The following is a 22,502-nucleotide window of genomic DNA, read 5'->3' on the forward strand; positions in this document are numbered from 1 at the left end:
CGCCGGTTCAAACGGGTTTCATCAGCCCTTGCCCAGCAGCCCGCTCATCTGCACCTTCAGCACCTGGGCCTGGGCGCGGCGCTCCTTGGTCGCGGCACGCTGGTAGGCGGCCTCGGCCTTCTCGCGCAGCGCGACGGCGCGCTCCAGCGCCTCCTGGTAGCGCTCGACGGTGTAGGTGTTCTCGGTGCCGATGTAGACGCTGCGGGCCAGCGGCGTCTCGCCGAAGCGCGGCAGCGTCACCGCGAAGCTGCAGTCCCGCACGCGGCTGCCGGCGCGCTGGCGCACGATGGGGCCGGAGATGCCCGAGGGCAGATCGCTCTGCTTCTTGCGGCTGGGCGTGCGGCGCAGCCGCGACGGCGCCGGCAGCGTCGCAATGCGCTTGAGCAACTCCTTGGTGGCCATCGCCAGCGCCTTGCGGGCGCCGCTGCCGTCCTGGCTGTGGTCGGAATACAGCTTGGTGCCGCCGTAGCGCAGCTGCCAGCCATGGGTCGACAAATGATCGATTCTTTGAATGCATTGCGGCACGACAAAGCGCTCGCCGCTGAAGATCACCACGTCACGCGTGTTCATTACTGCCCCCAGTCATCCAGCCCGCCTTTGCGTCTTTGCGCGGCGGGTCTACTAACGCCCCTCTGGTACGGACTGAGTTTATGAGCGTTTATGGGGTCGCCGCTAATTTATGAGTCCGTGAAAACACTTCCACGCGACAGCGTCAGCTCATTGACAGCTAAATACCGACCCGGCCGATCGCGAGGCGCCGGACCTCGGGAAAACACGGTCCGCGCCGACGCTAGCGGCCGCGGCGCCCCGGCCGCTGGCCTGCCAGCGCCGGTGCGAACAGTTCCATGACGCGCAATTGCGCGCCGCTGCGGCTGAACACCGAGTTGCGCGACCACAGCATCTGCGGCGAGGCCGGCACGCCGGTGGCCGCCAGCCATTGCCGCCCGGCATGGCGGCGCGTGAGGCCCTGGCGCGCGAGGCGGCGCGGCTGCAGCTCGCTGCGGCTGATGCGGTGGTCGTCGTAGAGCAGATGGGCCAGCGGCCGTGTGCCCAGGCCCTTGAGCGCCCGCCAGGGGCCGGTGGTGGCGCGCTGGTGCACGGCCGAACGGGCCCAGACGAGCGGCTCGCCGTCGACGCGCAGGATGACCTCGCGTACGACGGTCAGGCCGCGCGGCGGCAGACCCAGGGCCGCACGCTCCAGCGCCCGGAACGGCGCCACGCCCTGGCGCAGCAGCTGCACCTCGAAGCGCTGGCCCAGGCGGGCCAGGCGGCGGCTCAACGAGCCCGGCGCCCGCAGCCAGTCGCGCAGGCTGTCGCGGGTGGCGATGCCCACTCAGCCGAACTCGCGGCCCAGCTCCGCGGCGCGCTTCTGCGCGGCCAGCACGGCGCGGCGGATGGCGGCATCCACCGCGTCTGCCTGCATGGACGTGATGGCCGCATGCGTCGTGCCGCCCTTGCTCGTCACGCGCTCGCGCAGCGTCGTGGGCGACTCGTCGGACGCCAGGCCCAGCGCTGCCGCGCCGGCGCAGGTCGCCAGCGCCAGGCGCCGGCCCTGCTCGGCGGTCAGGCCCATGTCCAAGGCCGCGGCCATCATGGCCTCGACAAAGAAGAAGAAATAGGCCGGGCCCGAGCCCGACAGCGCCGTCACGGCGTCGAGGTCGTCCTCGCGCTCGACCCACAGCGTCTGGCCGGTGGGCGCCAGCAGCCGCTCGACCGCCGCGCGCTCGTCGGCCGACACGGCCGGCCGCGCGTACAGGCCGGCGATGCCCTTGCCAATGAGGGCCGGCGTGTTGGGCATGCTGCGCACGACGCGCTCGCTGCCGGTGAACTTGACGAGGGAAGCCGACGGGATGCCCGCCATCACCGATAGCTGCAAAGCCCCGCCCAGCCAGGCCTGCAGCGGCTCGGCCGCGGCCGTGAAGAGCTGGGGCTTGACGGCCCAGACGACGGTGGACGCCCGCGCCAGACTGGCATCGCCCGCGGCCAGGGCCTGCACGCCGAACTGGCCGACGAGCTTCTCGCGCTGCGGCGCATAGGGCTCGACGATGATGAACTGCGCGGGGCTCATGCCGGCGCGCAGCAGGCCGCCGATGACGGCGCTGGCCATGTTGCCGCCACCGATGAAGGCGATCGTTTCTGCACTCATGGTGCGCAAGTCTAAGGGCCTGGTTTTGCCGGGGCCGGCGGGAAACAAAACAGCGACGTCGTGCGGCTATCGTTGCGGCTCATGAGCCTTCCCCGCCCGGACCGCCGCCTGCTGCTCGTCGCCACCCTTGCCCTGGCCGCCTGTGCCGGCGGGCCGCCGCCGCCCAGGCCCTGGGCCGAGACGGCGACGCGCGAGCTGAACCTGGCGCTGGGCAGTTTCGAACTGCTGGGCCGGCGCCTGACGCTCACGCGCAGCCACTCCGCGGCGGGGCCGCTGCCGGTCGTCGTCTACCTGCCCGGTCTCGGCCAGGACAGCGAGGCCGGCCAGCGCTGGGCCGCGGCCTGGGCCCAGGCCGGCTATGCGGTGCTGGCCGTGCAGCCACTGGAGGAAGACGCCACCGCCTGGCGCTCGCCGCTGGCGCGCACCGGCGAGTTCCGCGCACTGGGCGAGCTGCACTACGGCGACGCGATGCGCGCCCATCGCCTGGCTGCGTTGGGCCGCCTGCTGGCTGCGCTGCAAGCCAGCCCGCAGGCGGCCGGCGTGGCGCTGGACTGGCAGCGCGCGGCGGTCGCCGGCTACGAGACCGGTGCGCAGACGGCGCTGGACCTGGGCCGCGAGGCAGGCGGCTGGCAGCCCCGCGCGGTCGTCGCCATCAGCCCGCCGCCGATGGAGGCCGCCGCGACCACGCCGCCGGCCCTGCTGCTCACCAGCGACGCCGACGGCGATGCGCTGGGGCTCTTCAGGCACCCGGCCGAGCGCCGCCGCGCCTTCGACATGCTGCGCCCCGGCGCCGGCTGGCTGCTGAGCGCGCCCGGCCTCTCGCATGCGGCGCTGTCGGGCACGCTGGCACCGGAGGGCTGGCACGCCCAGGACCAGCACCGCGGGCGCGACGCCGCGGGCGGGCCGCAGCAGCGCGGTGGCATGGGGGGCGTCCAGCACGGCCCGGCCGGTGGCGCGCCGCGCGGCCCCCGCAGCGGCAGCGCCACCGAGGCCGCCCAGGCTGATCTGGGTGAGGCGATGCGCCTGAGCACCGCCTTCCTGGACGCCTGGCTGCGCGGCGCGGCCATGCCAGCCAGCCCCTGGCTGGCCGCGCGCTAGGACCATGAGGAAGATCCTCGTCTGGGTCGTGCTCGGCGTGCCGCCGCTGCTGCTGGTGTACTGGGACGACCGACACGGTCATCACCTGCCCAAGTGGCTGCTGATGCTGTCGGCCGCGCCGCTGGTCATCGCCCTCTTGCTGAGTGACGACGACGACGAGGCGCCGGGGCCCATCGGCAACTTCGTGCTGTTCATGATGGGCATGTTCGGCGTCTTCATGGGCATCGTGGGATTCCTGCTGCGCGACGCACCGGTGCTCTACGGCATGGGCAGGATGTTCGTCTGGATGGTGCCGGTCGGCCTGGTCATGGGCATCGTCGCGGTGATCCGCGGGCTGCGCGACTGAGGCGTCGTCTAGACCACGCGTAGAGCGATCAGGTCGCGCGCCGTCTGCACGATGGCCTCGCGTGGCGGTCGCGGCACCCAGCCCAGCAGCTCGCGCGCATGGCTTGCGTCCTGATGCCGCGCGGTGCCCAGCTCGCTGGCGGCGTTGCGCACCAGCGGGCTGAACTTCGCCATCAGTCGCACGCTCCAGTCGGGCAGCGTCAGCGTGGGCACGCGACGGGCCTCCTCGCCCAGCTCGGCCCGCAGGATGGCCGCGATCTCGCGCAGCCACAGGAAGCCGCCACAGGCGATGAAGCGCTCGTCCGCCATGCCGGGCGCCGTCAGCGCGCGCCAGTGCAGGTCGGCCACGTCGCGCACGTCCACGATGCCGAAGCCGATGCGCGGCAGCGCCGGCATGCGGCCCTGCAGCAGGCTCTGCACGATGACGACGCTGGCCGAGTAGTCGGCGCTGGCCACCGGGCCCAGCACGACGGAGGGATTCACGGTGCAGAACTCCAGCCCGCCGCCCTCGCGCGCCACCCATTCGCGCGCGGCACGCTCGGCCACCGTCTTGGACTGAATGTAGGGCGGGATGCCCGGGGTAGCCAGATTCGTCCAGTCACTCTCGGTGAAGCGGTGCTCGCCGGGGCCGTGGCCGTAGGAGATGGCAGCGACGGACGAGGTCATCACGACGCGCCGCACGCCGGCATCGCGCGCGGCCTTCAGCGCCCGCAGCGCGCCGTCGCGGGCCGGCACGATGAGTTCGTTGGCATCGCGGGGCACGCCGGCGGGCAGCGGCGAGGCCACGTGCGCGAGATGGCTGCAGCCGGCCGCAGCCTCGGCCCAGCCGGCATCCAGCATCAGCTCGGCGGCGAAGCAGCGCAGCTGATCGCGCCTGTCGCCGCGCTGCGCGCCGAGCAGCTGGCGCAGCGCCGGCTCGCGCGCGAGGTCGCGCAGGGTGGCGTTCACCTGCCAGCCCTGGGCCAGCAGCTGGCGGATCAGCACGCCGGCGATGTAGCCGGTGCCACCGGTGACGAGGATGCGGGGCGGGGTGCTCATGCGGCCGATTGTGCGGGCCGCCCATGACCGACGGCACCCGCGGGCGACTGCGCATTGCCTTCGCCGGAGCAGCCGCGGACAGTCACGGCTTTTCCAGATCCGGGATTCCGACTTGACCTCCGCCACCCTGACCGCGGCCATCGACGCCACAAGCGACGCCCGCGCCCGCCACGACCGGTCCTTCCTGGGCCACCCCGCCGGCCTGGGCTGGCTGTCCTTCTGCGAGCTGTGGGAGCGCTTCAGCTACTACGGCATGCAGGCGCTGCTGGTGCTCTACCTGAGCAACTACCTGTTCATGCCCGCCAACATCGGCCAGGTGGCCGGCATGGATGCGCTGCGCCATGCCATCGAGAACGTCACCGGCCCGCGCTCGCCGCAGCAGCTGGCGTCGGCCGTGTTCGGTCTCTACGTGGGCCTGGTCTACCTGACGCCCATCTTCGGCGGGCTGCTGGCCGACCGGCTGCTGGGCCGCACGCGCACCGTCGTCATCGGCGCGCTGCTGATGGCGACGGGCCATTTCCTGATGGCCTTCGAGACGGCGCTGCTGCCGGCGCTGGCCTGCCTGCTGATCGGCGTGGGCTGCTTCAAGGGCAATATCGCCGCCCAGGTGGGCGACCTCTACGCGCCGGGCGACAAGCGCCGCGCCAGCGCCTTCCAGATCTTCATGCTGGCGGTCCAGATCGCCGTCATCGCCGCCCCCATCGTCTGCGGCACGCTGGGCGAGAAGGTGGGCTGGCACTGGGGCTTCGGCTCGGCCGGCGTGGGCATGCTGATCGGCCTGTTCGTCTACCTCGCCGGCCGGCGCTGGCTGCCGCCCGAGCCCGCACGCGGCGCGGCCAGGGCCGCCGAGGCCAGGCAGCCGCTGGGTCGGCGCGCCGTGCTGCAGGTGGCGCTGCTCGTGGCCATCATCCCGCTGCTGATGCTCTCCATCGTCGGCAACCAGCAATACAACAACGGCTTCCCGCTGTGGTCGCAGCAGCACATGGACATGACGGTGGGCGGGTTCGAGGTGCCGGTGACCTGGCTGCAGGCCGTGGACGCGCTGCTGAGCACCACGACGATGCTGGCGTCGCTGGCCTTCTGGCGCTGGTGGGCCACGCGGCGTCGCGAGCCCGACGAGATCTCCAAGATGGCCCTGGGCTGCTTCGTCGCCGCCGCGGCGCCGGCGCTGCTGATGATCCCGGCGCTGGCCATCGAAGGCGGCGGCGCGCGCATCAGCATCCTGTGGTCATTCGCCTATGCCTTCGTCAACAACATCGGCTTCGCCAACATCATGCCGGTGGGCTTGGCGCTGTACTCGCGCGCCGCGCCGCGCGGGCTGCAGGGCGTGATGATCGGCATCTACTACCTGCACCTGTTCTTCGGCAACAGCTTCGTCGGCTGGCTGGCCGGGCTGCTGGAAACCATACCGGGCTCGAAGTTCTGGGGCCTGCACGCCGTGCTGGTGGTGGCGGCCGGCGTGGGCCTGCTGGCGGTGAAGCTGGTGTTCGGCCGGCTGCTGGCGCCTGATGAGGACGCTGCCCGTCCCTAAACTGCGCCGCATGATCACCGTCCACCACCTCAACAACTCCCGCTCGCAGCGCGTGCTGTGGCTGCTCGAAGAGCTGGGCCTGCCCTACGAGGTCCAGCACTACCAGCGCGACGCCAAGACCTCGCTGGCGCCGCCCGAGCTCAAGCGCGTGCATCCGCTGGGCAAGAGCCCCGTCATCACCGACGGTGGCCTGACGGTGGCCGAGAGCGGCGCCATCCTGGAGTACCTGGTGGACCGCTACGGCCAGGGCCGGCTCAAGCCCGCCAACCAGGCACCCCAGGACGAGGACACGCGGCGCTATCGCTTCTTCATGCATTTCGCCGAGGGCTCGGCGATGTCGCCGCTGCTGATGAAGCTGGTGTTCTCCAAGATCCTCAAGTCGCCCATGCCGTTCTTCGCCAAGCCCATCGCCAAGGGCATCGCAGCGAGGGTGCTGGGCGGCTTCGTGCAGCCCAACATCGACGCGCAGCTGCGTTTCCTGGAGGCCGAGCTGGCCTCGCGGCCCTGGTTCGCCGGGCCGGAGTTCACGGCCGCCGACGTGCAGATGAGCTTTCCCATCGAGGCGGCCGCGGTGCGCGGCGGCGACATGGACGCCTACCCCAGGCTGCGCGACTTCCTCGCGCGCATCCATGCGCGGCCGGCCTACCAGAGGGCCCTGGAGCGCGGCGGCCCGTACAGCCTGATGAGCTGAGCCCCCTACACTTCGCCCACGCCGCAGCACGCGGCTTCCCCGTCTTGCCCCGCAGGCCTGTCGCCCGGCCGCTGTGAATCAGCGGCGCTGACCTCCCCGTGTCGCATTGCGCTCGTGATTCATCACGGCAGGTCACCCGGAGGGCACATGCCCGGCTATGAAGTCAAAGTCCAGACGCTCGCCATCGACGGCGCAGCGGATCTGCAGATCCGCTCGCTGCTGGACCACCAGCAGTTCGCCGACCCCGCCGGTGCGGCCCAGGCCCTGGGCATCTCGTCCGCGCAATGGCCGCTGTTCGGCCAGGTCTGGCCGTCGGGACTTCAGCTGGCCGCTGCGATGGCCGTGCGGCCGCTGACCGAGGGCGAGCGCATCCTGGAGATCGGCTGCGGCCTGGCCCTGGCCAGCCTCGTCTGCCACCGCCGCGGCGCCGAGGTCACGGCCAGCGACATCCACCCGCTGGCCGGCGCCTTCCTGCTGGAGAACCTGCGCCTGAACGAGCTGGCCCCCATGCGCTACTGCCATGGCGACTGGAGCGAGGATGCCGTGGCACCCGCCAGCGGCCAGCCCCGCGTGCAGGGGCGCTTCGACCTCATCATCGGCAGCGACGTGCTCTACGAACGCGACGACGGCGGCGCGCTGGCGGCCTTCATCGAGAAGCACGCCCTGCCGAGCTGCGAGCTGCTCATCGTCGACCCCAACCGCGGCAACCGCACAGCGTTCGGCAAGCGGATGGCGGCGCTGGGGTTCGAGTTCAGCGAGACGCTGCTGGCTGCGGAAGCGGGGCGGCCGGACTATCGCGGGCGGCTGATGCGCTTCGTGCGCGCCTGACGCGCTAGCGTGCGCCGGGGCCCGCGCACCACTGCTGCTCGCAAGGCACGCCGTCGCGGTTGCCATCCATCTGTGTGCCGGGGCAGTGGTTGATGAACCAGGTGGCCTCGGCGCAAGACCTCATCTGCGAGCAATGGGTCCGGCCGTCACAGCGGAACCCGGCCGGCGAGCCGATTGTTTCCGGCTGCTGAGCCGGCACGACGGCGGGCGGCATGCTTTGCAGATGCCGTCGATTCGCGCCGGCCTGGTAGCGCTCATAGCCCCAGGTCACGGCGCCAGCGACCAGGCACAGCACCAGGCCGGCACCAAGCCAGCTTGTCCAACGCGATGGCGCGGGGCCTGTGCGCCCGCGCCTGGGCGGCTGCGCCGGCCCAACGGCGCTGCGGATCACGTCCACGGCCTGCGGCTTGCCGTCCTTGCCCCGGCCCAGCTCGAAGCTGAGCGTCTCGCCGACCACCGGCCGCGAGCCGTCGCGCGGAAAGGCGCCGATGTGCACGAAAAGCTCTGCACCACCCCGCGTCGGCGCGATGAAGCCGAAGCCGCGCTCGTCGTTCCAGGAACGCAGGATGCCGGTCGATCTCATCGCCGCGCATCCTTCGGCCCGTACGCCACCACCCTGCACCCCGCCCCCTGCGGGTTCTCGCAGCAGGCCGCCAGCTGCTTCAGGCTCTCGCTGAACTGCGCGTCCCACTGCGCCCGGCTATGCAGATTGCCCGGGCTCATCCAGTGCGATTGCGGAAACCTCTTCGACCATTCGTCGCCACCCTCCTGCGGCGCGCGGCCGGTGGACTGTCTCATCGCCACCTGGCAGGAGTTCATATTGCCCATGCGGTGGCAGGCCGTGCAGGTGTTGCCGCGCGTGGTGATGCCGAAGGCATTGAGCTTCGCCCAGGCGCGCTTGAAGTCCTCGCCAATGGCCTTGGGCTGGTAGAAGCCGAAAGGGTCGCCGGGCAGCTGCGTGGTCTGCGCGATGTAGGGCGAGACCATGAACGGCCCGCTGTCGTGGCAGCTGATGCAGGCGGGTTGGCTATTGGCGACCTTGGCGGGCGTCAGCCAGACCTTGTCGGCGGGCACCGCGGGGCGCTTCAGCGTGCTGGGCGACGGCACGGCGCGGCCGTCGATGCCTGTCCCCTCGCTCAGCGGCGCCTGGGCCTTGGCGGTGAACCAGCAGGTCTTGCCGTCCTTGAGGCTGTGCGAGATGACGTTGATCTCGTCGAACAGCCAGCTGCCCGCGGGGCGCGCCACCTGCTTGCGGCAGACGGCGCTGATCTGCGCGGTCTTGTCGTCGCGCAGCACCAGCGCGCGGCTGCCTGGCACGCAGGGACTTTGCGCATCGGCCTGGGGCAGCAGCGAGGGGCGGTCGCAGCGCGCGGGCGCGGGCTGGGGTGGCACGGGCTTGCCATCGGCGGTGATGGGGATCTCCTCGCCGGCCATGCAGTCGAAGGCCGGGATCTCGGCGATCTGCTCGGCGCACTGGCGGCCGTACTCGAACAGTGTCTCGGCCTGGGCAGCGCCCGCGAGAAGTAGCAGCAGCAAGGCTCTCATGCGACCACCAGCCCCTTCTCCGCCAGCACGACGGCGCGGATGGCCTGGTGGTAGCGGGCATAGCCGGTGCAGCGGCAGATGTGCTGGCCGACGGCGTCCTCGATCGCGGCGTCGAGCTGGTCGCGTTGGACCGGCTGCACGCGCAGCCGGGCGAGCAGCATCTCGGTGGCCATGACGAAGCCCGGCGTGCAGTAGCCGCACTGGAAGGCGAAGTGATCGAGGAAGGCCTGCTGCACGCGACTGGGACGCTCCATGCTGCCGGTGCCTTCCACCGTCGTGATGGACTGGCCTTGCAGCAGGGCGACGGGCGTGGAGCAGGCGAGCATGGGCTGGGCCTGGCTCGGGGGCGCGCGGCGGGCGGCGACGGTGCAGGCCTTGCAGACGCCGATGCCGCAGCACAGACGGGTGCCGGAGAGACCGAGTTCCTCGCGGAGGAAGTCGATGAGGGGGAGGTCGGTGGGGACCTGGGTGTCGACGGGCTTGCCGTTGACGTGGAATTGGACTTTCACGAGATCGGTCATGGCTTTGCCCCTTCGGCTTGCTGCCAAGCGCGGTGCCGGGATTTCGCCCCGGCGGGCGACCTACTTTCTGTCCCGCCAGAAAGTAGGCAAAGAGCTCCCCCCGACGGCACCGCCCTTCGCTTCGCTGCGGGTTCCCTGCGCTGCCCAGGCCTTGAGGAGGGCCCGCACGAAACTCGCGCCGCTACGCTCTGCTCAAACAGTCGTGCGGAGTCAGAAGTTGAAGTGCGCTTCGCGCACGCCCTCAAGTCCTTCCGCTGCACGGCGGTGCTAAAGGGGGTAAGAGGAATACCTCGGTGCGAACGGCTTCCGGGCTTGGCGACAAGGCTGTTCGGCTGTTCCTTCACCCCTCTTTGGAGGAGCCGAGAAGCGCAGGAGCCCGAGGCGCGGGCGAAGCACGCTTCGTTGACTGACTCCGCGCAGCTGTTTGACCGCAGCGTAGCGGAGGGAGTTCTGCGCGGGCCTCGGGTTCCGAGCATCGCAGGGGACCCCGCAGCGCAGCGGAGGGGCGACGGAGCAGGGGCGCCTTTTTGCCTTCTTTTTGGTCGCTCAAAAAGAAGGTCGCCCGCCGGGGCGACGTCCCGGCTGAGCCTGGCCACAAACCCGCTCATCGCAAAGCCCTCTCAATGTCGGCGGCAGTGATCGGCAACGCCCGAAACCGCTTCCCCGTCGCATGCGCAATCGCATTCCCCACCGCCGGCGCGATCGGGCACAGCACCGCCTCGGCAATGCCCTTGGCCGTCGGCTCGTCGCTCGGCAGCGTCGTGATGTTCAGCCGCCCGAGCGGCACATCCCCCGACAAGGCCACGTGATAGCGATCCAGGTTCCAGCGCCCATCGCCCGCCCCGCCCGCCTCCAGCGGCAGCTTCTCAAGCAGCGCATAGCCGATGCCCATCGCCACGCCGCCCTGGGCCTGCCCCTGCAGCAGGTCAGGCTGCAGCACGCGGCCGGCATCCACCAGCAGCTCGACGGCCACCACCCGCGGCTCGAAGCTCCCGGGCCCGATCTCCACCGCCACCAGCGCGCCCGACGGCGCATACAGGCTGCGGCCATACAGCGCCGCCTCGGGGTTGGGCGGGATGACGTTCTGGCGCAGCACGGCCGTCCAGCTCGAAGAGCCCCCCGCGCGCAGCGACAGGCCATCGATGGGCAGCCACGGCGTCGCACCCGTGGGCAGCGCATAGCTGGCCGACACCCAGGCGCCTTCGTAGAGGCCGTGCACCATCGCCGCAGTCGTGTGGCCGCCCGCGTGGGCCTTGGCCGCCAGCGCGGCCAGCGCCAGCGGGGCCAGGCCCGGCGCCACGAGCCGGCCCGCGTCCCAGCGCGTGCGGCCCTGCAGCTGCGCCAGCGGCAGGCCCCACAACGCCGCCGCGGCGGGCAGCAGGCCGGCCTCGAACAGCACGCGGCTGGCCTGCTCGGTGACGTGCACCTGATGGAAGGCCGTCAGGCAGGCGCTGCTGGACATCGCGAAACCCGCCGTCCAGTTGGGCTTGCTCCAGTCGCCGCCGGCATAGGTGCTGACGTCCAGCGCGTTGAAGCTGCCGACGTCGCCCATGACGATGTCGTGGGCGTTGCGGCCCAGCCAGGCAGCGGTGGAGATGGCCAGCGTCGTCGCCGAGCCATTGCCCATGTCCACGCAGTTGGTGCGCACGGCGAGCCGGCCGTCGGGAGCAAGCGCCACCTCGGCCATGACGCCGTCCTTGCCCGTGCCATAAGCCTGGTTGGCCAGTGCGAAGCCCACGCCGTAACGAACGCCCTCCCGCGCCTTGCGGGCCTTCACGGCCTCGCGGTCGCGCCACAGTGCGTGCTCGCGCGAGCGGCGGCAGATCTCGCGCAGCGTCATGGCCTGGACCAGCGGCGCGCCGGTGATGGTGCGGTCGCCCTCGCGCAGCGCGTTCAGCTCGCGCAGCACGATGGGGTCGCGCTTGAGCGCCACGGCCACCTCGTCCACCAGCGTCTCGACGGCGAAGCTGGCCTGCGGCCCGCCGAAGCCCCGCATGGAGCCCGCCACGACGCCCAGGCTGGGCTGGGCGGCGGCATCCACATAGGCCTGGCGGATGTCGTAGCCCGACAGGCCGCAGTAGCCCGCGAGCATGGCGACGAACTGGCTGTAGTTGTTCTGCCCGCCCGAGGGCAGCACCTGGCGGCTGCCGAAGGCGAGGAAACGGCCCGTCGCGGGGTCCACGGCGATCTGCTGCGTGATGCGGCTGGCCAGCTGCTTGAGGCCGCCCTGGAACTGCTCGTAGCGGTCCTGGGCGATGCGCACCGGCCCGTCGGCCAGCGCCGCCGTGACGGCCAGCAACGGCGGGAAGGTGGACACGTCGCGCCCGCCGAAGCCGCCGCCCGGGTAGCAGGAGTTGAGCACCACGGTGCCGACGGCGATGGGGCAGGGCGGGCCGAACATCGCCAGGCTGTCGCCCGCGTCGCCGTTGGTGGCCTGGGTGCCGAGCACGAGGTGCAGCGTGCCGCCGCCGCTGCGGTCCAGCCAGGCCAGGCCCGCCTCGGGCTCCATGAACATCGGGTCCAGCACCTGGGTCTCGTAGGTGCCCGAGAGCTTGAGCAGGGCCGGGTCCTGCAGCTGCGCGTCGATGCGCGCGCGCAGCGCCTTGGCCGTGCTGTTGCAGGGCTGGGCGGCGGAGTCGGGCGCATAGGGGTCGGACTCGCAGCCCACCTGCACCTGTGAGAAGGGCGCGAGGCCCGGTGCGTCGAAGCGCGTGAGGTAGGTCGCCGGCGGGTAGGGCGTGGCGGGCTCGGCCGGGATGGCATCGCCGCTCTTCACGACGCCGGGCTCGAACTGCAGGGCGCGCTTGGCCCGACGAAATGCGTTCTGGTCGGCGAACACGAGGATGGCGACCGGCTGCCCGTAGAACTGCGGCGCCGTGCCCCAGGGCACCAGCAACTGCTTGACGCCGTTGGCGCCGGCCATGGAGAAAGGCAGGCTCAGGTTGAGCGAGGCGAGGTCGCGCTGCGGCCAGGGGTAGCCGGGCAGCGGTGCCTGGGTGATGGTCAGCAGCGGGGCGACGCCGGCAGCTTCCAGGCGCGACAGGTCCAGGCCCGTGAAGGCTTGGCCGGGCCGGGTGGCGCGCAAGATGAGGGCCATGCGCTCGCTGCGCGGCCAGCCGGGCATGTCGGCGGCGCGGAAGTCGCGGGCGTAGATCTTCTGGCCCGTGACCTTGGCCAGCCCGTCGATGCGGAAACGCGCCTTGCCGGGGCCACCGGACCAGTCCGGCGCGCTGGGCGGCGTGAGCGGCTGGGTGGGTGTGCCGACCGGCTGCGGCAGCGTGCCGGGCCGCTTCAACGCGGCCGGCCGGGCCAGGGCCAGCTCGTGCACCAGCAGCGTCACCGCTGCCGCACCGCTGCCGATGACGCGCCGCCGCGTCAGCTGGAATGGACCGTTCGGGGTCTGAGACACGCCTGCCTCCCTCCAATCAACTGGGGGACGAGTGTGTCACCGCCGTGTGGCGGCGATGAGAGGGCCAGCCCCCCGCAGTTCTGCCGGGTTACGCGGTGGGGCGGCTGCGGTAGAAGGTCAGGGGCTCGGCCTTCAAGGCCTTCAGCACGTTCTTGCGCATCGCGCCGACGACGTGCATCTCGCAGGGCTTGCAGTCGAAGCGCAGCGTCAGCGTGTCTTCGCCGTGCTTGAGCGTCAGCGGCTCGGCGCGCACCGTGCCCTGCACGCCGGTCACGCCCTTGGCCTGCTTGGGGCAGAGGCTCAAGGACCAGCGCACGCAGTGCTTGGTGATCATCAGCGGTACCTCGCCCAGCTCCTCGTGGCTCTCATAGGCCGCGGCGATGAGCTTGACGCGGTGGCGCGCGTAGAACTGCGCGGCACGGCCGTTGTAGACGTTGGCCAGATAGGTCAGCGAGTCCTCGGGGTAGGGCACGGGGGGCTCGACGGGCGTGGCGCGCGGCAGGCGCTCGAAGGCCGCCTCGCGTGCCGCTTCCAGCGCCGCGATGCCGTCGCGGCGCAGCGCGTTGAGCTTGCTGGCGGGCAGGAAGAGCGGCTCGCCGCGCATCGCCAGGCGAACGCGGCGGGCCTCGAAGATCGTGTCGCCGAGTTTGCCCAGGCCTTCCTTCAACTGCGCCTCAGCCTGCTTGGCATCGCGCGCCGGCTCGTGGGCGGCGGCCAAGTGCACGGCAGCCTTGGCACCGGTCTCATCCTTCAGGCTCAGCTCGAAGCCGCCCTGCACCTGGGCCAGCGTCAAGTCCACGGCGATGCGGCGCTCCGCGCTGGGCTTCGCCAGCAGCCGCTCCCAGGCCATGTCGCGGTTGCGGCTCAGCGCCGTGCCGGGGAAGAGATCCTTCAGATCGCCGAAGGCCTGGCCTTTCGAAAGATTCGGCTCGATGCGCCACAGCGTGCCGCCGAGCGGCGTGGCCACGTTGACGGGTACGCCCTGCAGCTCGCCCTGGCGGTCCCACCAGGTCAGCGCATCGCCGTTGTTGACGACGCGGGTCGCGTCGCCGGTGTCCACGTCGAAGTCCTCGGCGCCCACGCGCTTCACCTCTCCCAGCGGCATGCCGGCATGCTTGGGCGTGTCGAAGGCGCCGATGTCGATCTGGCGGCCGTTGACGAAGTAGTCCGTCCCGCCGCGGTTGAAGGCCTGTTCGGGCTCGGGCGCGAACGTGAACGTGCAGCGGCCGTGGCCGGTGCGGGCCAGCTCGGGGCGGCGGGAGAGGATGGCGTCCAGCAGCGTGCGGTAGTGGGCCGTCACGTTCTTGACGGTGGCCATGTCCTTGTAGCGGCCTTCGATCTTGAAGCTGCGGATGCCGGCGTCGATGAGCGCCTCCAGGTTGGCGCTCTGGTCGTTGTCCTTCAGGCTCAGCACATGCTTGTCGTGGGCAACGACGCGGCCCTGGGCATCCGTCACCGTGTAGGGCAGGCGACACTCCTGGCTGCAGCTGCCGCGGTTGGCGCTGCGGCCGGTGTGGGCATGGCTGATGAAGCACTGGCCGCTGTAGGCCACGCACAGCGCCCCGTGCACGAAGAACTCCAGGTGCGCCTGCTGCACCTCGGCCTTGATGGCGCGGATCTGCTTCAGGTCCAGCTCGCGGGCCAGCACCATCTGCGAGAAGCCCACGTCCTGCAGGAAGCGCGCCTTCTCGGGCGTGCGGATGTCGGTCTGCGTGCTGGCGTGCAGCTGCATCGGGGGCAGGTCCAGCTCCAGCAGGCCCATGTCCTGCACGATCAGCGCGTCCACGCCGGCGTCGTGCAGCTGCCACGCCAGGGTTCGCGCTCCCTCAAGCTCGTCATCGCGCAGGATCGTGTTCAAGGTCACGAAGATGCGGGCGTTGAAGCGGTGGGCGTGGCGCGCCAGGCGGGCGATGTCCTCGATCGGATTGCCGGCCTTGTCCCGCGCGCCGAAGCCCGGGCCCCCGATGTAGACGGCGTCGGCGCCATGGTTGACGGCCTCGATGCCGATGTCGGCATCGCGGGCGGGGGCGAGCAGTTCGAGTCGGGTGGGCGAGACGGCGGGCATGCCGAATTTTACGAAGCCGGCCCCTCGTCCTTGATCTGGTTTGTTGCGACGCAGCATGAGTCGTACTAGTCTTTCCCTGGTGCGCCGCACGGGCGCCAAGGGAGAAGAAGACATGAAGACCTGGATCGAGCGCCTCGGTGTGGGCCGCAAGCTGGCGGCCGTGGCATTGGTCAGCGCGTTGATGGGGCTGATCCCCTCGGTGCTCTATCTGCGCCTGGCCCTGGTGGTCGAGACCCAGCAGAGCAAGGAGGCCAGCGCCCTGCCCGCCGTCACGCTGGGCCTGAAGCTGGCCCGCCTGACCGCGCAGCACCGCGGCCTCGCCAACAGCCAGCTCAACGGCGACGCCACGGCCGAGGCCAGGCGCGCGGCCGTCTGGCGTGACCTGCAGGCCCTGAAGGCGCCCAGCCTGGACGCCACGCGCGCGGCGCTCGGCCCGGCCCTGCTGAGCGGCCTGGAAGACTACTGGCGCGCCCAGGAACAGCTGGCGGGCGAGATCGGCAACCGCGGCCTGGCCGCGGCCGACAGCTTTCGCCGCCACACCGAGCTGATCGACGCCCGCCTGGCCTGGGTCTACGACGCGGCGGTGGCTTCGGAGCTGGTGCTGCACCCGCTGGCGAACGGCTATTTCCTGCAGGACGCCGCGCTGCAGCACCTGCCGCGCAGCGCCGAGCTGCTGGGCCGGCTGCGCGGCGCCGGCATGGGCATGCTGGCCAAGGGCGAGCTGGCGCCGGCCGACCGCCAACGCCTGCTGGTGCTGCTGGAACGTGCCCTGGTGGACCAGGCCAACGCCGACCGCGCGCTGCGCCATGTGGCGCTGCCGGGCAAGACGGGCGAGCAGCTGGCGGCGCTCTCGGCCCAGGTCAAGTCCAGGCTGGGCGAGGCCCGGCAGAAAGCCCTGCAAGGCCTCATCGAGCCCGAGGCGCCGCAGCTGCAGGCCCCCGACTGGTGGGCCGTGACGACGGCGGCCATCGACGCGCAGTACGCCCTCGGCGACGCCGCGGTGGCCGACCTGCAGCAGGATCTGCAGCAGACGCTGGCAGAGGACCGCCGCAACATCGCCCTCTGCCTGGGCCTCATCGCGGCGCTGGCCTCGGCGGGAGGCTGGCTGCTGTGGACCATCGCCCGGCAGACCTCGCGCTCCATGGGCCGCGCGCTCGGTATCGCCCAGGCCGTGGCGGAGGGCGACCTGGCCCACCGGGCCGAGGTGGACCGGCAGTCGCGCGACGAGGGCGAGCGCCTCACCGCCGCGCTGCTGGACATGGCCGCGCGGCTGAGCGAGGTCGTCGGCAGCGTGCGCAGCCGTGCCGACGAGGTGGCCAACGCCAGCCAGGAGATCGCCGCCGGCAACGCCGACCTGTCGGCGCGCACCGAGAACCAGGCCAGCGCGCTGGAGCAGACCACCGCCGCCGTCGACACCGTGCGCCAGGGCCTGGAGCATGGCGCCGCGCAGTCGGGCCATGCCGCGGAGCTGGCCGGCGAGGTGCGCCAGCTCGCCGAGTCCGGCGGACGCACGGTGGCCACGCTGGCCGAGACGATGCGCGAGATCCTGACCAGCTCGCAGCGCATCGCCGACATCATCGGCACCATCGACGGCATCGCCTTCCAGACCAACATCCTGGCGCTGAACGCCGCCGTCGAGGCGGCGCGGGCCGGCGAGCACGGGCGCGGCTTCGCCGTCGTCGCCGGCGAGGTGCGGGCCCTGGCCCAGCGCGCCGGCAGCTCGGCCAAGGAGATCCGCACGCTGATCGGTGCCAGCGTGGAGCGCGTCGGCGCCGGCCACGCCCAGGGCGAGGAGGCGGCCGCGCTGATGCAGCGCGTGGTGGACGCCGTGGGCCGCGTGGCGGGCCTGATCGGCGAGCTCAGCACGCTGTCGCGCGACCAGCACCTCAGCATGGACGAAGTGGGCGTGGCCGTGCACCAGATGGACGACATGACCCAGCAGAACGCCGCGCTGGTGGAGGAAAGCGCCGCGGCGGCCGAGAGCCTGCGGCGCCAGGCCGAGGCGCTGCGCGAGGTGATGGCGCGGTTCAGGACCGCGCAGCACTGACTAGCGCGTGAGCCGGTAGATCAGCAGCGCCGCGCGGATGGCGCCGCGCTCGATGGACGCGATCTCCAGCCACTCGTCGGGCGTGTGCGCGCCGCCGCCCGCGGCGCCCAGGCCGTCCAGGCTGTCGATGAGGGGCGCGACGAATTGCACGTCGCCCGCGCCACGCTGGCCCGGCGGGAAGGGCACGACGGCGCCCAGCCCCGCATCGGCGCTGGCCTGGGAGTAGGCCTCCAGCAGCTTCAGGTTGCCGGGCGTGGGCGCCATCGGCGGGTAGTTCTCGTGGAAGATGATCTTGGAGCGCGTGCCGGGCAGGGCCTGCTCGACGATGGCCTGCATGCGCTCGCGTGCCTTTGCGCCCTGCGCGGCCGTCAGGTAGCGCAGGTCGCCGCGCACCTGGGCGTCGCGCGGGATGACGTTGGTCTTGCCGAAGGCCTGGCCCTGGCTCTCGGCGTCGTCCCACTTGGCGCTGGTGCCGGCCACCAGCGTCGCGGCATTGAAGGTCAGGTCGGGCTCGATGAGCTGCTCGCGGAAGGCGTTCAGCACGCGCGCGGCCTCATAGACGGCGCCGAAGCCGTCGCGGCCGAAGACGCCGGCCGAGTGGCCGGTGCGCGCCGTCACGTCAAGCCGCCAGCCGCCCGAGGCGCGGCGGCCGATGGTGGCAGCGTCGCGCCCCTGCTCGTCACGCGTGGCGCCCTCGAACGCAAGGGCCACGTCGCTCTGCCTGGCGGCGTCGATGAGGGCGGCTCGCGCCACCTCGGCCGGACTGCCGACACGCTCCTCGTCGCCGGTGAACACGGCCCGCACGGTGCGCCCCTGCAGCGCGCCGGCCTCGCTCAGCGCCCGCAGCGCCAGCAGGATGACGACGTCGCCGCCCTTCATGTCCGACACGCCCTGGCCGCGCACCTTGCGGCCGTCGGTTGCCCAAGGCGTCACGGGGCTGTCCTTCTCGAAAACGGTGTCGAGGTGGCCGATCAGCAGCACGCGCTTGCCCCGGTCGCCCTGGCGCTCGGCGACGAGATGGCCGGCACGGCGCATCTCCGCGGGCACGTCAACCCAGCGCGTCTTGAAGCCCAGGGCCTCGAACTCGGCGCCGTAGACGGCCCCGACCTCGCGCACGCCGGCCGGATTCAGCGTGCCGCTGTTGATGAGCACGCTGCGCTCCAGCAGCTTCAGCGCGTCGGGCGTCAGGCGCTGCACGTTCGCCACGATCTGCGCCTCCTGGGGGTCCAGCCCGGCGGCCAGCGCCGGAGACGTGACGAGCAGCAGGGCCAGGGCGGTTCGGATAGCGTGCGGGATCTTCATGCCTTGAGTGTCACCCGCCCGCCATGCAACGCCGCCTGCTGCTGACCCTGCCCCTCGTGCCTTGCCTGCCCGCATGGGCCGCCAGGCCCTCCACGGCCCTGCCCAGCGTGCAGGTTCTGCCCGAGCCGCTGGCCATGCCGGGCCTGGCCCGCACGCGCACGCTGCGCCTGTGCCTGCCGCCGAGCTACGCGAGCGAGCCGCAGCGCCGCTACCCCGTCATCTACATGCACGACGGCCAGAACCTGTTCGACGCGGCGACGAGCTTTGCCGGCGAATGGGGTGTGGACGAGACGATGGAAGCGCTCGCGAAGGCCACCGGCTTCGAGGCCCTCGTCGTCGGCGTCGACAACGGCGGCATGAAGCGCAACAGCGAGATGGCGCCCTACGACCACAAGGAGCTGGGCAAGGCCGAGGGGCCCGCCTACCTCGACTTCATCGTCAACACCGTCAAGCCCTTCATCGATGCCGGCTGGCGCACCCAACCCGGGCGCGAACACACCGCGCTGATCGGCAGCTCGCTGGGCGGCCTCATCAGCCACGCGGCCCTGCTCGGCCATGGCGATGTTTTCAGTCGCTACGGCCTGTTCAGCCCGTCCTACTGGGCCGCACCCCAGCTCTTCGACGCCACGGCCAAGGCCCGGCTGCCCGCCGGCACCCGCATCCACCTCTACTGCGGCGGCCGCGAAGGGGGCAGCATGGCGGGGCAGACCCGCCAGATGCACGGGCAGCTGGCGCGCCAGCTGCCGCCGGCCGGGCTGAGCCTGAACATCGCCGAGGCCGCCGGGCACAACGAGGCGGCCTGGCGGGCCGAGCTGCCGTCGGCCCTGAGGACGCTGTTCAGCTTGTGAAGGCGTCGTCCACGGCGTTGCTGCGCGCGATGACCAGCCGCTTCTCGGCGCGCCAGGCGGGCAGGCTGTCCGGCGCCTCGCGCGGCGACAGGCCGTTGGCGCGGATGGCGCCCACATAGCCGTCGCGGCCCTGGGCCTTGGCCGCGTAAAGCGCCGAGTCGGCCAGGGCCAGGCAGGCGCGCCAGTCCCACAGCCGCGGGTGGCGCGGGTCCAGCGGGAAGGCGCAGAAGCCGATGGACACGGTGACGTGCACGGTCTCGCCGGGAGCGATCTCGAAGGGCTTGTCGCGCACCGCGGCGCAGACGCGCGCGGCCAGCTCGGCGGCGTCGCGCCGGTCGGTCTCGCGGGCCAGGGCCAGAATCTCCTCGCCGCCCCAGCGCACCAACGAATCCGTCTCGCGGAAGACCTGGCGCAGCCGCTGGGCCAGCTGCACCAGCACCGCGTCACCGGCCGCATGGCCGTGCAGGTCGTTGACGCGCTTGAAGTGGTCCAGGTCCAGCACCATCAGCACCAGGTCGGCGTCGGGCCCCGGGCCCTGCCCGTCGGTGGTCTCGAAACGGCGCAGGCACAGGCGCAGGTCGTCGTCCAGGCGCAGCTCCAGGTAGCGGCGGTTGCGCAGGCCGGTCAGCGCGTCGGTCAGGCTGAGCTCGCGCAGCTCGGCGGTGCGCTCGTCCACCAGCGCCTTCAGCTCGGCCTGGCGCCGGCGCAGCAGCCGCGTGCGCCAGCGCATCCAGCCCCAGATGCCGGCCAGCGCCCCCAGCGCGCCGCCGATGCGCGCCCAGTCGGTCTCCCACCAGGCCGGCTCCAGCATGACGGGCAGCTGCAGCTGCTCGGTGCCCCACAGACTGTGATGGGCCGTGGCGCGCACCTGCAGCACGTAACGGCCGGGCTTGAGCGGCCCGAAGCTGGGGTTGCGGCCGCTGGCGTCCACGCGGGTCCATTCGCCGTCCAGGCCCTCCAGCCGGTATTCGTAGCGCAGCCGCGCCGGGTCGGCGTAGTCCAGCGCGGCGAACTCCACCGACAGCGTGCGCTTGCCGGGCGGCAGCTGCAGGCCCTCGCGCAGCGAGCGCGGCTGCTCGTGCGGCTGGCCGTTCACGCGCAGGCCGCTGATGACCAGCGGCGGGTTGGACGGCTGCGGCGCCCAGGCATCGGGCTGCACGCGCAGCAGGCCGCGGCTGCCGCCGAACAGCAGGCCGCCACCGGGCAGCTCGGTGCTGGCAAAGAACCAGAAGCTGCCGAAGTTGGCGCCCTCGGCGCTGCCGAAGCTGTCGAGCCGGTCGGCGGCGGGGTCGTAGACGTAGAGCTGGCTCCAGATGCGGCCCTGGCCGTCCTCGTGCAGGTTGCCGCCGAACACGCCCTCCACGCCATGGCGCTCGCTGATGCGCTCGAAACGCGCGCGGCCCTCGGCGTCCCAGCCCTTGAGCCGGTGCAGGCCGCTGACGGGCGTGTCCACCCACAACCTGCCGTCGCGCCCCCACAGCAGGCTCATGACGATGGGGCTGGCCAGCGCCTCGGTGGGCGACTGCGGCACCACTTCCAAGCCGCCCGGCTCACCCTTTGCCGCCTCGCGCTCGCGGAACAGGCCTTGCTGGCCACCCACCCAGAGCCTGCCGTCGGGCGCCGTCTTCAGCACATAGATGCCGCCGTGCAGCAGCGCGCCGCCCAGCGGGTGCACGCGTTCCAGCGCCGCCGCGGTGCTGCTGGCGAGGCGGTACAGGCCCTCCTGCATGCCCAGCCAGAGGCTGCCGTCGCCGCGCAGCATCAGCTGCTGGGCACGCCCACCGTCCAGCGGCCAGTCGCGCAGCAGGCGACCGTCAGCGGCCCGGTGCTCCAGCCGGCCGGCGGCGGCCATCCAAAGGCTGGCGTCGGGCGCCTCGGCCATGATCTCGACGACGCTGCGCCGCTCGCGCGGCCATTCGCCTAGCGTGGCCAGCTCGCGGCCGGGGCGGCCGTCCAGGCGCACGACGTGGCCGGTCTGCGTCGGCGCCAGCACCTCGCCGTTCTTCAGCGCCAGCACGGCGCGCACGTCGGCCTCGGCCAGCGGGCTGGCGGTATCGGCATCGGGCCCGCGCACGGCCAGGGCCGGGTGGTTGAGGTGGCGCTGCACGCCCAGGCCGTAGCCGCTGACCCACATCGCGCCGCTGCGGTCGCGCAGCAGGCCGCTGATGTCGTTGCCGGCTAGGCCCATGGCGCGGCGCGGGTCCTGGCGCAGCTCGGCCTCGACGGCGCCGCTGGCCGGGTTGACCCAGAACAGCCCCACCTTGGCCCCCACCCAGAGCCTGCCGTCGGCGGCTTCGGCGACGGCGTTGATGGGCATGTCCAGCGCCTGCACCCAGCGCACCTGGCCCTGCTCGACGACGCCCAGGTGCCCGTCCTGCGTGCCCAGCCAGACGCGGCCGGCGCGGTCCTCGGTCAGCGTCTGCACGGGCATGCCGTCGGCCAGGCCGGGCAGGGCGATGTTCTCCCAGGCCCCGTTGACGAGACGGGCCAGACCGCGCCAGTGGCCGGCCCAGACGACGCCGTCCCTGCCCACGCACAGCGCCAGCACGCGGGCCTCGGCCTGGTCGCGCCAGCGCAGCTCGTGGGCCTCGTAGCGCCGGGTGGCAGGGTCGTAGCGGTACAGGCCGCGGCCCAGCGTGCCGACCCAGATGGCGCCGTCGCGGCCCTGGGCCAGCGCGCGGATGGAGGGATGGGGCCCCGCGCCCCCCTGGGCGCTGCCATGGCTCTCGACGCGGTCCCGCTCGGGGTCGTAGGCCACCAGGCCCTGGAACTCCGTGCCTATCCACATGCGGCCGTCAGCGGCCGGCGCCATGGCCCGCACCCAGCCCAGGCTGCGCTTGGCCACCGTGTCGCCGGCGAACTCGATGGGGCGCAACCGGTAGCCGTCGTAGCGCGTCAGGCCCTTATTCGTCGCGATCCACATGAAGCCGGCGCGATCCTGCGCGATGGCCGGAACCGAGTTCTGCGGCACGCTCACGCTGCGGAACTGCACCTCCATGGGCCCCACGCCGGCGCCTGCCTGGGCCATGCCCAGGCCCAGGGCCATCCACAGGGCCGCCAGGCCACGAACTAGGGGGTGCATGGGGCG

The 22,502-nt window shown here is 72.1% G+C and carries 18 protein-coding genes; 7 read left to right on the plus strand and 11 right to left on the minus strand.

Annotation, left to right across the window (positions count from 1 at the left end; translation table 11 throughout):
- Positions 1 to 21: 21 nt before the first annotated feature.
- The 3 genes from AC07VX_RS05725 to proC all read right to left on the minus strand — a co-directional run bounded on the left by AC07VX_RS05725 (position 22) and on the right by proC (position 2,146).
- Positions 22 to 570 (minus strand): hypothetical protein, encoded by a 549-nt coding sequence (locus AC07VX_RS05725; protein ID WP_493162632.1) that lies wholly within the window; start codon positions 568 to 570, stop codon positions 22 to 24.
- 220 nt (positions 571 to 790) lie between these two features.
- The gene (locus tag AC07VX_RS05730; RefSeq protein ID WP_493162631.1) at positions 791 to 1,333 is read right to left on the minus strand and encodes a chorismate--pyruvate lyase family protein; all 543 of its coding nucleotides are present in this window, start codon (positions 1,331 to 1,333) and stop codon (positions 791 to 793) included.
- Positions 1,334 to 2,146 (minus strand): pyrroline-5-carboxylate reductase, encoded by an 813-nt coding sequence (gene proC, locus AC07VX_RS05735; RefSeq protein ID WP_493162630.1) that lies wholly within the window; start codon positions 2,144 to 2,146, stop codon positions 1,334 to 1,336.
- Positions 2,147 to 2,227: 81 nt separating this feature from the next.
- Here proC and AC07VX_RS05740 point away from each other — a divergent pair, with 81 nt between their 5' ends.
- Both AC07VX_RS05740 and AC07VX_RS05745 read left to right on the plus strand, forming a co-directional pair.
- Positions 2,228 to 3,244 carry an alpha/beta hydrolase gene (locus AC07VX_RS05740; RefSeq protein WP_493162629.1) on the plus strand — a complete coding sequence of 339 codons (1,017 nt, stop codon included), beginning with the start codon at positions 2,228 to 2,230 and terminating at the stop codon, positions 3,242 to 3,244.
- A gap of 4 nt (positions 3,245 to 3,248) precedes the next feature.
- Entirely contained in the window at positions 3,249 to 3,590 is a 342-nt protein-coding gene (locus AC07VX_RS05745) for a hypothetical protein (RefSeq protein WP_493162628.1), read from the plus strand.
- An 8-nt stretch (positions 3,591 to 3,598) separates the two neighbouring features.
- On the opposite strand, the gene AC07VX_RS05750 is transcribed toward AC07VX_RS05745, so the two are convergent.
- Positions 3,599 to 4,627: an SDR family oxidoreductase gene (locus AC07VX_RS05750; protein WP_493162627.1), complete on the minus strand. Its 1,029-nt coding sequence runs from the start codon at positions 4,625 to 4,627 to the stop codon at positions 3,599 to 3,601.
- 112 nt (positions 4,628 to 4,739) lie between these two features.
- Between AC07VX_RS05750 and AC07VX_RS05755 the strand changes: the two genes are divergently transcribed.
- The 3 genes from AC07VX_RS05755 (at position 4,740) to AC07VX_RS05765 (ending at position 7,677) form a co-directional block, all read left to right on the plus strand.
- Complete coding sequence (locus AC07VX_RS05755; RefSeq protein ID WP_493162626.1) at positions 4,740 to 6,158, plus strand: peptide MFS transporter; 1,419 nt, start codon at positions 4,740 to 4,742, stop codon at positions 6,156 to 6,158.
- Positions 6,159 to 6,168: 10 nt separating this feature from the next.
- Positions 6,169 to 6,849: a glutathione S-transferase family protein gene (locus tag AC07VX_RS05760; protein ID WP_493162625.1), complete on the plus strand. Its 681-nt coding sequence runs from the start codon at positions 6,169 to 6,171 to the stop codon at positions 6,847 to 6,849.
- Positions 6,850 to 6,996: 147 nt separating this feature from the next.
- A complete protein-coding gene (locus tag AC07VX_RS05765) occupies positions 6,997 to 7,677 on the plus strand; it encodes a class I SAM-dependent methyltransferase (protein ID WP_493162624.1) in 681 nt (226 codons plus the stop codon).
- A gap of 4 nt (positions 7,678 to 7,681) precedes the next feature.
- Here the strand turns inward: AC07VX_RS05765 and AC07VX_RS05770 are convergent, their stop codons facing one another.
- The 5 genes from AC07VX_RS05770 to AC07VX_RS05790 form a co-directional block, all read right to left on the minus strand.
- Positions 7,682 to 8,260: a cold shock domain-containing protein gene (locus tag AC07VX_RS05770; protein ID WP_493162623.1), complete on the minus strand. Its 579-nt coding sequence runs from the start codon at positions 8,258 to 8,260 to the stop codon at positions 7,682 to 7,684.
- Complete coding sequence (locus AC07VX_RS05775; RefSeq protein ID WP_493162622.1) at positions 8,257 to 9,222, minus strand: hypothetical protein; 966 nt, start codon at positions 9,220 to 9,222, stop codon at positions 8,257 to 8,259. Before AC07VX_RS05775 ends, AC07VX_RS05770 begins: the two co-directional genes overlap by 4 nt.
- Complete coding sequence (locus AC07VX_RS05780) at positions 9,219 to 9,731, minus strand: (2Fe-2S)-binding protein (RefSeq protein WP_493162621.1); 513 nt, start codon at positions 9,729 to 9,731, stop codon at positions 9,219 to 9,221. Before AC07VX_RS05780 ends, AC07VX_RS05775 begins: the two co-directional genes overlap by 4 nt.
- A 616-nt stretch (positions 9,732 to 10,347) precedes the next feature.
- Complete coding sequence (locus AC07VX_RS05785; RefSeq protein ID WP_493162620.1) at positions 10,348 to 13,152, minus strand: xanthine dehydrogenase family protein molybdopterin-binding subunit; 2,805 nt, start codon at positions 13,150 to 13,152, stop codon at positions 10,348 to 10,350.
- 88 nt (positions 13,153 to 13,240) lie between these two features.
- Positions 13,241 to 15,217, minus strand: a complete 1,977-nt coding sequence (locus AC07VX_RS05790; RefSeq protein ID WP_493162619.1) for a peptidase U32 family protein — start codon at positions 15,215 to 15,217, stop codon at positions 13,241 to 13,243.
- Positions 15,218 to 15,329: 112 nt separating this feature from the next.
- Here AC07VX_RS05790 and AC07VX_RS05795 point away from each other — a divergent pair, with 112 nt between their 5' ends.
- The gene (locus AC07VX_RS05795) at positions 15,330 to 17,264 is read left to right on the plus strand and encodes a methyl-accepting chemotaxis protein (protein ID WP_493162618.1); all 1,935 of its coding nucleotides are present in this window, start codon (positions 15,330 to 15,332) and stop codon (positions 17,262 to 17,264) included.
- Here AC07VX_RS05795 and AC07VX_RS05800 read toward each other — a convergent pair whose 3' ends face one another.
- Positions 17,265 to 18,566 (minus strand): M20/M25/M40 family metallo-hydrolase, encoded by a 1,302-nt coding sequence (locus tag AC07VX_RS05800; protein WP_493162617.1) that lies wholly within the window; start codon positions 18,564 to 18,566, stop codon positions 17,265 to 17,267. It abuts the gene before it with no gap.
- A gap of 23 nt (positions 18,567 to 18,589) precedes the next feature.
- Here AC07VX_RS05800 and AC07VX_RS05805 point away from each other — a divergent pair, with 23 nt between their 5' ends.
- Positions 18,590 to 19,414 carry an alpha/beta hydrolase gene (locus AC07VX_RS05805; protein ID WP_493162616.1) on the plus strand — a complete coding sequence of 275 codons (825 nt, stop codon included), beginning with the start codon at positions 18,590 to 18,592 and terminating at the stop codon, positions 19,412 to 19,414.
- Here AC07VX_RS05805 and AC07VX_RS05810 read toward each other — a convergent pair.
- Entirely contained in the window at positions 19,404 to 22,496 is a 3,093-nt protein-coding gene (locus tag AC07VX_RS05810) for a diguanylate cyclase (protein ID WP_493162615.1), read from the minus strand. The genes AC07VX_RS05805 and AC07VX_RS05810 overlap by 11 nt on opposite strands.
- Positions 22,497 to 22,502: the final 6 nt, after the last annotated feature.

Source organism: Roseateles sp. GW821-FHT03B02 (assembly GCF_059421025.1).

Excerpts from the sequence above, each read along its gene's own strand:
- AC07VX_RS05725 (WP_493162632.1), bottom strand. The coding sequence starts at position 570 with ATGAACACGCGTGACGTGGTGATCTTCAGCGGCGAGCGCTTTGTCGTG.
- proC (WP_493162630.1), bottom strand. The coding sequence starts at position 2,146 with ATGAGTGCAGAAACGATCGCCTTCATCGGTGGCGGCAACATGGCCAGC.
- AC07VX_RS05740 (WP_493162629.1), top strand. The coding sequence starts at position 2,228 with ATGAGCCTTCCCCGCCCGGACCGCCGCCTGCTGCTCGTCGCCACCCTT.
- AC07VX_RS05745 (WP_493162628.1), top strand. The coding sequence starts at position 3,249 with ATGAGGAAGATCCTCGTCTGGGTCGTGCTCGGCGTGCCGCCGCTGCTG.
- AC07VX_RS05750 (WP_493162627.1), bottom strand. The coding sequence starts at position 4,627 with ATGAGCACCCCGCCCCGCATCCTCGTCACCGGTGGCACCGGCTACATC.
- AC07VX_RS05760 (WP_493162625.1), top strand. The coding sequence starts at position 6,169 with ATGATCACCGTCCACCACCTCAACAACTCCCGCTCGCAGCGCGTGCTG.
- AC07VX_RS05765 (WP_493162624.1), top strand. The coding sequence starts at position 6,997 with ATGCCCGGCTATGAAGTCAAAGTCCAGACGCTCGCCATCGACGGCGCA.
- AC07VX_RS05770 (WP_493162623.1), bottom strand. The coding sequence starts at position 8,260 with ATGAGATCGACCGGCATCCTGCGTTCCTGGAACGACGAGCGCGGCTTC.
- AC07VX_RS05775 (WP_493162622.1), bottom strand. The coding sequence starts at position 9,222 with ATGAGAGCCTTGCTGCTGCTACTTCTCGCGGGCGCTGCCCAGGCCGAG.
- AC07VX_RS05790 (WP_493162619.1), bottom strand. The coding sequence starts at position 15,217 with ATGCCCGCCGTCTCGCCCACCCGACTCGAACTGCTCGCCCCCGCCCGC.
- AC07VX_RS05795 (WP_493162618.1), top strand. The coding sequence starts at position 15,330 with ATGAAGACCTGGATCGAGCGCCTCGGTGTGGGCCGCAAGCTGGCGGCC.
- AC07VX_RS05800 (WP_493162617.1), bottom strand. The coding sequence starts at position 18,566 with ATGAAGATCCCGCACGCTATCCGAACCGCCCTGGCCCTGCTGCTCGTC.
- AC07VX_RS05805 (WP_493162616.1), top strand. The coding sequence starts at position 18,590 with ATGCAACGCCGCCTGCTGCTGACCCTGCCCCTCGTGCCTTGCCTGCCC.
- AC07VX_RS05810 (WP_493162615.1), bottom strand. The coding sequence starts at position 22,496 with ATGCACCCCCTAGTTCGTGGCCTGGCGGCCCTGTGGATGGCCCTGGGC.